8 protein-coding genes and 1 pseudogene are annotated in these 11803 nt (G+C 63.0%); all 9 read left to right on the top strand.

Annotation, left to right across the window (positions count from 1 at the left end):
- Position 1: 1 nt before the first annotated feature.
- The 9 genes and pseudogenes from NQE15_RS18005 to NQE15_RS17965 all read left to right on the top strand — a co-directional run bounded on the left by NQE15_RS18005 (position 2) and on the right by NQE15_RS17965 (position 11782).
- Positions 2 to 946, top strand: coding sequence for a DegV family protein (locus tag NQE15_RS18005; RefSeq protein WP_265943316.1), 945 nt, complete (start codon positions 2 to 4; stop codon positions 944 to 946).
- Positions 947 to 956: 10 nt separating this feature from the next.
- On the top strand, positions 957 to 2867 hold the full coding sequence (locus NQE15_RS18000) for a 3-hydroxyacyl-CoA dehydrogenase NAD-binding domain-containing protein (protein ID WP_265943314.1): 1911 nt from the start codon (positions 957 to 959) through the stop codon (positions 2865 to 2867).
- 133 nt (positions 2868 to 3000) lie between these two features.
- Positions 3001 to 4287 (top strand): OmpP1/FadL family transporter, encoded by a 1287-nt coding sequence (locus NQE15_RS17995; RefSeq protein ID WP_265943312.1) that lies wholly within the window; start codon positions 3001 to 3003, stop codon positions 4285 to 4287.
- 155 nt (positions 4288 to 4442) lie between these two features.
- Positions 4443 to 6842 (top strand): 3-hydroxyacyl-CoA dehydrogenase/enoyl-CoA hydratase family protein, encoded by a 2400-nt coding sequence (locus NQE15_RS17990; RefSeq protein WP_265943310.1) that lies wholly within the window; start codon positions 4443 to 4445, stop codon positions 6840 to 6842.
- Positions 6843 to 6864: 22 nt separating this feature from the next.
- Positions 6865 to 8064 carry an acetyl-CoA C-acyltransferase gene (locus NQE15_RS17985; protein WP_265943308.1) on the top strand — a complete coding sequence of 400 codons (1200 nt, stop codon included), beginning with the start codon at positions 6865 to 6867 and terminating at the stop codon, positions 8062 to 8064.
- A 3-nt stretch (positions 8065 to 8067) separates the two neighbouring features.
- On the top strand, positions 8068 to 8580 hold the full coding sequence (locus NQE15_RS17980; protein ID WP_265943306.1) for a DUF4442 domain-containing protein: 513 nt from the start codon (positions 8068 to 8070) through the stop codon (positions 8578 to 8580).
- Positions 8577 to 9152 (top strand): chalcone isomerase family protein, encoded by a 576-nt coding sequence (locus NQE15_RS17975; RefSeq protein ID WP_265943304.1) that lies wholly within the window; start codon positions 8577 to 8579, stop codon positions 9150 to 9152. Before NQE15_RS17980 ends, NQE15_RS17975 begins: the two co-directional genes overlap by 4 nt.
- A gap of 22 nt (positions 9153 to 9174) precedes the next feature.
- A pseudogene (locus tag NQE15_RS17970) lies at positions 9175 to 10835 on the top strand (long-chain-fatty-acid--CoA ligase).
- The gene (locus NQE15_RS17965) at positions 10835 to 11782 is read left to right on the top strand and encodes an NAD(P)H-dependent flavin oxidoreductase (RefSeq protein WP_265943301.1); all 948 of its coding nucleotides are present in this window, start codon (positions 10835 to 10837) and stop codon (positions 11780 to 11782) included. The pseudogene NQE15_RS17970 and the gene NQE15_RS17965 overlap by 1 nt, the downstream one beginning before the upstream one ends.
- Positions 11783 to 11803: the final 21 nt, after the last annotated feature.

The following is an 11803-nucleotide window of genomic DNA, read 5'->3' as shown; positions in this document are numbered from 1 at the left end:
CATGCGTATCGGAATTGTGGTCGATTCGGCTTGCGACCTGCCGAGGGATTTCCTCGTCGAAAATGACGTGCTGGTCATGCCGATCACGCTGCGCATCGGCGAGCTGCTGATCGACGACCGACGCGATCCGGCAGAAACCCAGGCCTTCTACGCCCGGCACCTGGACAAGAAAGGCGATGACTTTGCCGAGTCGATTCCCTATTCGGTGCAGCAGATCGAGCAGCTTTTCCTGGAACGGCTGGTGCTCGACTATGACTATGTCTTTTGCCTGACCATCACCAGTACGCGCAGCCCGATCTTCAACCACGCAATGCAGGCCTCGCGCGCCATCCTGAGCAAGTACAAGGCGGTGCGGCGCGCCGCCGGGGTGGCGGAACGTTTCGGTCTGCTCGTGCTGTCGACGCAAAACCTGTTTACCGGGCAGGCCGTGCCGGTGGCCGAAGCGGTGCGGCTGATCCGGGCCGGCGGCACGCCGAGCGAAATCGGCAAACGCCTGGTCCATCTGATCGAACAGACCCATACCTATCTGGTGCCGGCCGATCTTTTTCACATCTACAAGCGGGCCTCGAAGAAGGGCGATACCAGTCTGAGCTGGGGGTCTTACACGCTCGGCTCGTGGCTGGACGTCAAACCGATCCTCCACTGCCACCGCGACGTGACAACCACGGTCGACAAGGTGCGCGGCTTCGAAGCTGGTGTCGCTCAACTGTTCGAGCGGGCCGCCCGGCGGGTCCGTGACGGGCTGGAAGCGCCTTGCGTCTGCATCAGCTATGGCGGCGAACCGGCGGCAGTCCGCCAAATGACGGGTTACGCGCGGCTCGCCCAGGCGGCGACGGAGCAGGGCGTCGGAATCCTGATTTCGCCGATGAGCAAGACCGCGGCCGTCAATGTCGGGCCGGGTGCGCTGTCGCTGGCCTTTGCCGCCAGCGGCCCGCGCCTGTTCTAAGGAAAACAACATGAATCTCGAACTGCAACACTGGCGCCTCGAGCGCGATGCCGCCGGCGTCGCCACCGCCACCCTGGACAAGGCCGGCGAATCCGCCAACTCGCTCTCGGCGAAAGTGTTCGCCGAATTCGGTGAACTGCTCGATCAGCTTGATGCCAATCCGCCGCAGGCTTTGATTATCCGCTCGGGCAAGGCGACCGGTTTCATCGCCGGTGCCGACCTCAACGAATACCGCTCGATCGAGGGCGCGGCGATGGTCAATGCCCAGATCCGCCGTGGCTGGGACTTGTTCAACCGCCTGGCGGCGCTGCCCTATCCGACGCTGGCCCTGGTTCGTGGCCACTGCCTGGGTGGCGGCCTGGAACTGGCGCTGGCCTGCCGTTACCTGCTGGCGGTCGATGAGCCGGGCACCCGCCTCGGCCTGCCGGAAGTGATGCTCGGCATCTTTCCGGGCTGGGGCGGCATGTTGCGGCTGCCGCAACGGGTCGGCCCGACGGCGGCGCTGGACATGATGTTGACCGGCAAGACGATCGACGCCCAACGCGCCAAACGCCTGGGGCTGGCCGACGCCTGTGTGCCGCCGCGGGTCATGGAATCCGCCGCCCGGCAACTGGTGCTCTCCGGCCAGCCGCGCCGGCCATTGCCGCTGATGCAACGCCTGCTCAACGGCTCACTGAAAAGCATCGTCGCCAACGGTGCCCGCAAGCAGGTTGCCCGCAAGGCGCGGCCGGAGCATTACCCGGCGCCTTACGCGATCATCGATATATGGGCGCAGCACCAAGGCAATGCGCTGACCGCGCCGGCCCTGGTCGATCGCATCATCAACTCGCCGACCGCGCGCAACCTGGTCCGCGTCTTCTTCCTGCAGGAGCGTCTGAAGGGCTTTGGCAAGGAATCGGATTTCAAGGCCGGGCGCGTCCACGTCATTGGTGCCGGCGTGATGGGTGGCGACATCGCCGCCTGGTGCGCACTGCGCGGCATGACGGTGACGCTGCAGGATCAAGGCCTGGAGCGCATCGCCCCGGCCTTGCAGCGGGCGCAGCAGTTGTTTGCGAAGCGTCTGCGCGACCCGCTCAAGGCGCGGGCGGCCTTCGATCGGCTGATTCCGGATGTGAACGGCGATGGCGTGGCGCATGCCGATGTCGTCATCGAGGCCATTTTTGAAAACCTCGAAGCCAAGCACGCGCTGTTGCGCGGCCTTGAGCCGAAGCTGAAGCCGGGGGCGCTACTGGCGACCAATACCTCCAGCCTGCGCCTCGAGGACTTGCGTACGGTACTGAACCAGCCCGAGCGCTTGGTCGGCATTCATTTCTTCAACCCGGTGGCCATGATGCCGCTGGTCGAGGTGGTCGAGGCCGATGGGGCCGACCGGGCCTGCGTGCAGGTGGCCTGCGCCTTCGTCCGCCAGATCGACAAGCTGCCGCTGCCGGTGAGGAGCGCCCCGGGCTTTCTGGTCAATGCCGTGCTGGCGCCTTACATGCTGGAAGCCATGCGGGCGGTCGACGAGGGTGTTGCCCCCGAAACCGTCGACGAGGCAATGCTCGCCTTCGGCATGCCGATGGGGCCGATCGAACTGATCGATACAGTTGGCCTCGATATCGCCATGGCGGCCGGCAAGGAACTGGCCGGCGGCTCCGAAGCGCCGTGCTGCCTGCTGTCCCGCGTCGAAAAAGGCCAGTTGGGCAAGAAATCGGGGCAGGGCTTTTATGGCTGGTCGGAAGGCAAGGCCGGTAAGGGCGCGCCGGGATCAATTCCCCCGGGGCTGGCTGAGCGCCTGGTCAAGCCGCTGGTCGATCGGGTTGAGCAACTGGTTGCCGATGGCATGGTGGCCGATGCCGATCTGGCAGATGCCGGTGTAATATTTGGCACCGGCTTTGCCCCATTTACCGGAGGGCCGCTCAACTTTCGTAGCAGGCAATAAAGAGTTGTTGTTTATTTCCAACAAACGTTTGAATTAGTGCAAATGAAACAGCATTTCAAACGCGTGTTTGAGATTTAATTCGAGCAGCAGTAACGGGAAATATCCCAAATAAAACATAACTGGAGACAAACCTATGCAAAAAATCATCACCCCGCGCCTGATTCCGGCGCTGATTGCGGTTGCTTTTTCCGGGAGTGCGGCGGCTGCCGGCTTCCAGTTGCTGGGAGAGCAGAATGCCAGTGGCCTCGGCAACGCCGGCGCCGGCTCCGCCGCTGTCGCAGAAAATGCCAGCACGATCTTCTATAACCCGGCCGGGATGACCCAGTTGCAAGGGCTTCAGGTTTCCGGCGGCATCGTCGCGGTCAAGACCAACTTCGAATTCTCGAACAGCGGCTCGGTGAGTCCCGGATTGACCGGTGACGGCGGTAATGGTGGCGCGCTGGGTTTTATTCCCAATGCCTACCTTTCGTGGGGCGTGGCGAAGGATGTCTATGTCGGTCTCGGAATTGGTGCGCCATTCGGCCTGAAAACCGACTATGACGACTCCTGGATCGGTGCCGCGCAGTCGCGCAGTTTCGAAATCAAGACGGTTAACCTGAATCCTTCGGTGGCGTGGCGCGCCAATGAGTGGTTGTCCGTGGGGGCAGGTTTGAACTGGCAAAGGATCGACGCCAAATATGTGCGGACCGCCGCAGTGTCGGCCAATCCGGGTGCGACCACCTGTACGCTGCCTTTTGGCGCCGGCTGTTTAACCACGGCGACCCTGAAGCTCGATGATTCGGCCTGGGGATGGAATGTCGGCGGCCTGCTGACGCTTGCACCGCAAACCAAAGTCGGCTTTTCATACCGTTCCAAGGTGAAATACGAAACCAGTGGCGACGTGTCGGTTTCCGGACCGGCTGCGACGCCCACGTCTTCCGGCGGGGCTAACGCCAAGATTACCTTGCCGGATACGTTCATTCTGAGCGTTTCGCAAGGCATCGGCGACCGTGTGGAAGTGCTTGGCGACATCTCCTGGACGGGGTGGAGCAGCATTCCGAAGGTCGATATCTATCGTAGTTCCGGCACGCTGCTGCAAACCCTCGATACCGATTTCCGCGATACCTGGCGATTCGCAGTCGGTGCGAATTACAAGCTGAACGATTCGATCAAGCTCAAGGCGGGGATCGCCTATGACCAGACGCCGGTCAAGGATGCCGAGCATCGCCTGGTTTCCCTCCCGGACAACGATCGCACCTGGTTCAGCCTCGGCCTGCAGTGGAAGTCGGCGAAAAACATCACAGTGGACCTGGGTGGCGCCTATCTCTATGTTAAGGATGCAGATATCAACAATGACCAGCGCCCGGCCCGTGGCCTGGTTAAGGGGACTTACAGCGACAGCGCCTGGCTGTTGGGTACGCAAGTCTCGATGTCCTTCTAAGTACCGAATTCCTTGCGTCATTTTGTCCCCGGCTAGCCCGGGGATTTTTTTTGAAATTGATCTAAAAAATAGTTGACCATTGGCATGGCTGACCTATAATTCAAACGTTCGTTTTATTTGAACGAAGTGCACAAAGACACATAAAGGAGACTCGCTTGAACAAGCTGATCGTGAAGAAAGCCGCCGTGCTCGGCGCCGGCGTGATGGGGGCGCAAATTGCTGCGCACCTCGCCAACGCCAACGTGCCGGTCGTGTTGTTCGACCTGCCGGCGAAAGAAGGAGACAAGAACGGTGTCGTCAGGAAGGCCCTCGACGGCCTCAAGAAGCTGGACCCGGCACCGCTGGCCAACAAGGACAAGCTGAAGTTCATCGATGCCGCCAACTACGACGAGCACCTGCCGCTGCTCGCCGACTGCGATCTGGTGATCGAAGCCATCGCCGAACGTATGGACTGGAAGAACGACCTCTATGCCAAGATCGCGCCGCATCTCGGCGCCAACACCGTGGTCGCTTCCAATACCTCGGGCCTGTCGATCAATACGCTGGCCGAAGGCCTGCCGGCCGCTGTCCGGCCGCGCTTCTGCGGCATCCATTTTTTCAACCCGCCGCGCTACATGCATCTGGTCGAGATCATCGGTACGCAAAGCACCGACGCCGGCACGCTCGATGCGCTCGAAACCTGGCTGACCTCGCGCCTCGGCAAGGGCGTCATCCGGGCGCTCGATACCCCGAATTTCGTGGCCAACCGCATCGGCGTCTTTTCGATCCTGGCGGTCATGCATCACACGGCCGCCTTCGGCCTCGGCTTCGATGAAGTCGATGCGCTGACCGGGCCGAAGATCGGCCGTCCAAAGAGCGCCACCTACCGGACTGCCGACGTCGTCGGTCTCGATACGCTGGCCCATGTCGTGAAGACCATGCAGGACACGTTGCCCAACGACCCGTGGCACCCGTACTTCACCAGCCCGGTCTGGCTGCAGGCGCTGATCGGCAAAGGTGCGCTCGGCCAGAAGACGCGCTGCGGCATCTTCCGCAAGCAGGGCAAGGAAATCCAGGTACTCGACCTGGGCCAGCAGGATTACCGTACCTCGGCCGGCGAGATTGCCGACGAAGTCGCCGCCATCCTGAAAAACCGCAATCCGGCCGAGAAGTTCGCCGCGCTGCGCGCTTTCGCCCACCCGCAAGCCCAGTTCCTGTGGGCCATCTTCCGCGACATCTTCCATTACGCCGCCGTTCAGCTCGAAAACGTCGCCGACAATGCCCGCGATCTCGACTTCGCCATGCGCTGGGGCTTCGGCTGGGCGCAGGGCCCGTTCGAAACCTGGCAGGCCGCCGGCTGGGGCGAGATCGCGCAGGCGGTCGCCGCCGACATCGCCGCCGGCAAGGCGATGAGCGCCACGCCCTTGCCGGAGTGGGCGCTGGAAGCCGGCCGCACCGGCGTGCATACGCCGTTCGGTTCGTGGTCGGCGCGCGAGCAGCGCTATATCGACCGCTCGAACCTGCCGGTCTACCAACGGCAGATTTTCCCGGAGACCGTGCTCGGTGAGGGCGCCTCGACGCCGGAAAAATCCGGCGAGACGCTCTATGAGAACGACGGTGTTCGCCTATGGACACTGCCGGCAGTCGATGCCGGGATCGGCATCATTTCCGTGAAGTCCAAGATGCACACCATCGGCAACGAGGTGCTCGACGGCATGATCGCTGCCGTCCGTCAGGCCGAGCAGACGCTCGATGGCGTGGTGATCTGGCACGAGGCGCCGTTCGCCGTCGGGGCCAACCTGGCCCAGGTGACCGAGGCCATCGCCGCCGGCCAGTTCGAGGAACTGGAGGCTACCGTCGAGAAGTTCCAGCGCGCCTCGCAGACCCTGAAATATGCTCAGGTGCCGACCGTCGCTGCGGTGCAGGGCATGGCCCTGGGCGGCGGTTGCGAGTTCGTGATGCATGCCGCCAAACGGGTGATGGCCCTGGAAAGCTATATCGGCCTCGTCGAAGCCGGGGTCGGCCTGATCCCGGCCGGTGGCGGCTGCAAGGAATTCGCCGTGCGCGCCGCCGACTGGGCCGCCCAGTCGGCAACACCGGGCGAAGTGTTCAACTTCCTGCAGCCGGTGTTCATGACCATCGCCATGGCCAAGGTCGCCAAGAGCGCCGTCGAGGCGGTCGATTACGGCTTCGCCAAGCCGACCGACACCATCCTGTTCAACGCCAACGAGCTGCTGTTTGTCGCCATCAAGGAAGCCCGCGCCCTGGCCGATGCCGGCTACGCGCCGCCCTTGATGCCGCGCGCCATTCCGGTGGCCGGCAAAAACGGTATCGCGACCTTCGAGATGATGCTGGTGAACATGAAGGAAGGCGGCATGATTTCCGCCCACGACTACAAGGTCGCCAAGTCGGCCGCCATCGCCCTGTGCGGTGGTGAGGTCGAAACCGGCAGCCTAGTCGATGAGGAATGGCTGATTACCGTCGAGCGCCGGCTGTTCGTCGAACTGCTGAAAATCCCCGAAACCCAGGCCCGGATCAAGCACACGCTGGATACCGGCAAGCCTTTGCGTAACTAATCGGGTCGAGGAGACAAAACAAATGAGCAAACAGATACAAGACGCTTACATCGTCGCCGCCACCCGTCTGCCGGTGGCCAAGAAGAATGGCATGTTCAAGAACGTGCGGCCGGACGACATGCTGGCCCACGTCATCAAGGCCGTCGTCGCCCAGGTGCCGGGCATCGATCCGGCGCGCATCGGCGACGTCATCGTCGGCTGCGCCATGCCGGAAGCCGAGCAGGGCATGAACGTCGCCCGCATCGGACTCTTGCTGGCCGGGCTGCCGATTACCGTACCGGGCATCACGATCAACCGCTTCTGCTCCTCCGGGGTGCAGGCGGTGGCCGATGCCGCCAACCAGATTCGCCTCGGCCTGGCCGATGTGATGATCGCCGCCGGCACCGAGTCGATGAGCGTCATGCCGCAGATCATGGGCAACAAGATGTCGATGAACCCGGCCATCTTCGCCAAGGAGGAAAACATCGGCATCGCCTACGGCATGGGCCTGACCGCCGAGAAAGTCGCCAGCCAGTGGCAGGTCAGCCGCGAGGCGCAGGATGCCTTCGCCGTCGAGTCGCACCGCCGGGCTTGTGCAGCCATTGCGGCCGGTCATTTCAAGGCCGAGATTTCCCCTTACACCATCCGCGAAAGCCTGCCTGACCTGGCTTCCGGCGAGATTCGCATCCGCGAGCGGATCGCCGATACCGACGAAGGCCCGCGCCCCGATTCCGCGCTCGACAAGCTGGCCAAGCTAAAGCCGGTGTTCCATGCCCGTGGCTCGGTCACTGCCGGCAATTCCTCGCAGATGTCCGACGGGGCCGGTGCCGTGATGCTGGTTTCGGAGAAGGTGCTGCGCGAACACAACCTGACTCCGCTTGCCCGCTTCGCTGGCTACGCGGTCGGCGGTGTGGCGCCGGAGATCATGGGCATCGGCCCGATCGCCGCGATTCCCAAGGTGCTGGCCCAGGTCGGCATCAAGCAGGCTGACCTCGACTGGATCGAACTCAACGAAGCCTTCGCCGCGCAGTCGATTGCCGTGATGCAGGAGCTCGATATCAATCCGGCCAAGGTCAATCCGCTTGGCGGCGCCATCGCCCTCGGCCATCCGCTCGGTGCCACCGGCGCCATCCGGATCGCCACCGTCGTCCATGGTCTGAAACGGACCGGCGGCAAGTACGGCATGGTGACCATGTGCATCGGCACCGGCATGGGGGCGGCCGGCATCATTGAAGTCCTGTAAGCCATGAAACCCGCCTGGCTGGCCAAGCTTTCGCCATCCTGGCGGGCGCGCATGGTGCGGATGGGGTTCAACCTCCATCCCGCCTTTCGCGGCACGGGCGGCCGGGTGGTCCATGTCGCCAAGGACTTGCGTCATATCCGCATCCGCCTGCCGCTGAATTGGAAGACCAAGAACATCGTCGGTTCGCTTTACGGCGGTTCGCTGTTCGCGATTACCGACGGGGCGCACCCGATGATGCTGATGGCGGCGCTCGGCGATGGCTTCATCGTCTGGGACAAGGCGGCGAGCATCCGTTACCGCAAGCCCGGCATGTCGACGCTGTATGCCGATTTCGTGCTCAGTGCGGAGGAGGTGACGGCAATCAGGCAGGCGCTGGATGAAAATCCGGAGCTTGAGCGGACTTATCTGGTCGAATTGAAGGACAGGCAAGGCATCGTGCATGCTGTGGTCGAACGCACGGTCTATATAGCCGAAAAAAACTATTACCGACAAAAAGCCGGTGGAGGAGACAAATGATTACATCGCATAGTGTGCGCCGGGTGGTCTTGATTGCCGCCCTGATCGCGGTGCCCGGCCTGCAGGCGGCCGAGGTGGCCGGAGTCAAGGTCGAGGAGAAACTGAAGGTCGGGGGCAGCGAGCTGGTGCTCAATGGCGCCGGGCTGCGCAGCAAGCTGTTCATCAAGGTTTATGTCGGCGCGCTCTACGTCGGCCAGAAATCGACGATGCCGGCCGGCGTCTATGACAGCACGGCGCCGCGCCGGATGGTGATGCGCATGTTGCGCGACATGGATGCGGAGTCGCTACATGGCGCGCTCGACGACGGCCTGAAAAACAACCTCACGCCGGCCGAGCTGGCCGAGCTAAAGCCGCAGGCCGACCAACTGGCGACGATCATGAAAGGCATCGGCAAGGTCCGCGAAGGCGATAGCATAGCCATCGACTTCACGAGCGAAGGCGTCGGGGTCAGCCTCAATGGCGAGAGCCGCGGCAAGGTGGCGGGAGCGAATTTTGCCAAGGCGTTGCTCAGGGTCTGGCTGGGCGACAAGCCGGCTGACGCTTCGTTGAAGAAGGCGCTGCTCGGCAGCTAGGGCATAACAGGAGGAGACAATAATGGAAAAGATCTGGCTCAAGAGTTACCCGCAAGGCGTACCAGCCGAAATCAGCATCGATAATGTGCCCTCGCTGGTCGCATTGTTCGAGACCGCCTGCACCCGGTTCGCCGACAAGGTGGCCTACCTCAGCATGGACCACGAAATGACCTACGGTCAGCTCGATGCGGAGAGCAAGGCTTTCGCCGGCTGGCTGCAGTCGCTGGGCCTGAAAAAGGGCGATCGGGTGGCCTTGATGATGCCCAACCTGCTGCAATATCCGGTGGCGCTGTTCGGCACCCTGCGCGCCGGCTGCGTCGTGGTCAATTGCAACCCGCTCTATACCCCGCGCGAACTGGAACACCAGTTGAAGGACTCGGGGGCGGTGGCCATCGTCATCGTCGAGAACTTCGCGCATACGCTGGACCAGGTGATCGCCCACACGGCAATCAAGCATGTCGTGGTCACGCCGATGGGCGAGATGCTCGGCGCCTTGAAGGGCATGCTGGTCAATCTGGTCGTCCGCCACGTCAAGAAGCTGGTCCCGGCCTGGAAGATTCCCGGGGCCATCGGCTTCAAGTCGGCGCTGGCGACCGGGCGGCGGCATGGTTGGCAGCCGGTGGCGCTGGACCATGACGATGTCGCCTTCCTGCAATACACCGGGGCACGACCGGCATATCCAAGGGCGCGATGCTGACCCATGCCAACATCGCCGCCAACGTGATGCAGGCCCATGCCTGGATCAAGCCGGTGGTGCGCGATGGCCAGGAATTCATCATCACCGCGCTGCCGCTGTATCACATCTTCGCGCTGACCGCGAACTGCCTGACCTTCCTGATGATCGGCGCCCGCAACCTGCTGATCGCCAATCCGCGCGACATTCCGGGTTTCATCAAGGAATGGGCCAAGTATCCGGTGACCGTGGTGACCGGGGTCAACACGCTGTTCAATGCGCTGCTCAACAATCCGGAATTCGAGAAGCTCGATTTCTCGACCATGAACGTCACACTGGGCGGCGGCATGGCGGTGCAGGGACCGGTTGCCGATCGCTGGCAGAAGGTGACCGGTAACGCGCTCTTGCAGGCTTACGGCCTGACCGAGACCTCGCCGGCGGCGACCATCAATCCGCTCGACATGAAGGCCTTCAACGGCGCCATCGGCCTGCCGATTTCCTCGACCGAAATTTCGATCCGCGACGATGTCGGGGCCGAAGTGCCGCTGACCCAGGTCGGCGAAATCTGTATTCGCGGGCCGCAGGTCATGAAGGGCTACTGGCAGCGTCCGGGCGAAACCGAGAACGCTTTCCACCCGGACGGCTTCCTGCGCACCGGCGACATGGGCTACGTCGATCCGCAGGGTTATGTTTTCCTGGTCGACCGCAAGAAGGACATGATTCTGGTCTCGGGCTTCAACGTCTATCCCAACGAAGTCGAAGAGGCAGTCGCCATGCATCCCGGAGTGCGCGACGTGGCAGCGATCGGCGTTGCCGACGAGCATTCCGGCGAGGCGGTGAAGATCTTCGTGGTGCGCAAGGACCCGAGCGTCACCGAGCGCATGCTGATTGAGCACTGCCGCGGCCTGCTGACCGGCTACAAGATTCCCAAGCATGTCGAATTCCGCGACGACCTGCCGCGCACCAATGTCGGCAAGATCCTGCGTCGCGCACTGAAAGAGGGGGCGTAATGCCGATTCCTGCATCACTGAACAAGAACCTGACGCTGCCGGTGATCTGTGCGCCGATGTTCATCGTCTCCAATCCCGACCTCGTCATCGCCCAGTGCAAGAGCGGCGTCATCGGCTCCTTCCCGGCGCTCAACGCCCGCCCCAAGGAAATGCTCGACGAATGGCTGACCCGGATCAAGACCGAACTGGCCGCCGACCCGAAGGCGGCGCCGTTCGCGGTCAACCAGATCATCCACCAGTCGAACGAGCGCCTCGAGCACGACATGGCGCTCTGCGTGCAGCACCAGGTGCCGCTGATCATCACCAGCCTGCGCGCCCCGAACGAGATCGTGCCGCACGTCCATGCCTACGGCGGCCAAGTCTTCCACGACGTGATCAGCGTGCGCCATGCTGAAAAGGCGCTGGAGGCCGGCGTCGATGGCCTGATCCTGGTCTGCGCCGGGGCCGGTGGCCATGCCGGCATGCTCAGCCCCTTCGCGCTGGTCGGCGAAATCCGCAAGTTCTACGACGGCCCGATCGCGCTCTCCGGCGCCATCGCCAACGGCAGCGCCATCCTCGCCGCGCAGGCGATGGGCGCCGATTTCGCCTACATCGGCACGCGCTTCATCGCCACCCACGAAGCGCATGCCGCCGAAACCTACAAGCAGGCCATTCTCGACTCGGCCGCAGCCGATGTCGTCTACACCCCGTATTTCACCGGCGTGCACGGCAACTACCTGAAGAAGAGCATCCTCGCCGCCGGACTCGACCCCGACAACCTGCCGGACAAGGACAAGACCGCGATGAACTTTGGCGGCGCCACGGCCGCCAAGGCCTGGAAGGATATCTGGGGGGCCGGGCAGGGCGTCGGCAACATCGACGAGGTCCTGCCGGCAGCTGCCCTGGTCGCCCGCCTGAAGGACGAATACTGCACCGCCAAGGCGGCGTTGTGCAGCAACCCATTCTGACAAAAAGACCAAAGGAGACAG

The organism is Dechloromonas sp. A34 (assembly GCF_026261605.1).
Classification (GTDB): domain Bacteria; phylum Pseudomonadota; class Gammaproteobacteria; order Burkholderiales; family Rhodocyclaceae; genus Azonexus.
The sequence above is the reverse complement of the archived record's forward strand: the minus strand, read 5'-3'. Positions and strand labels throughout refer to the sequence as shown.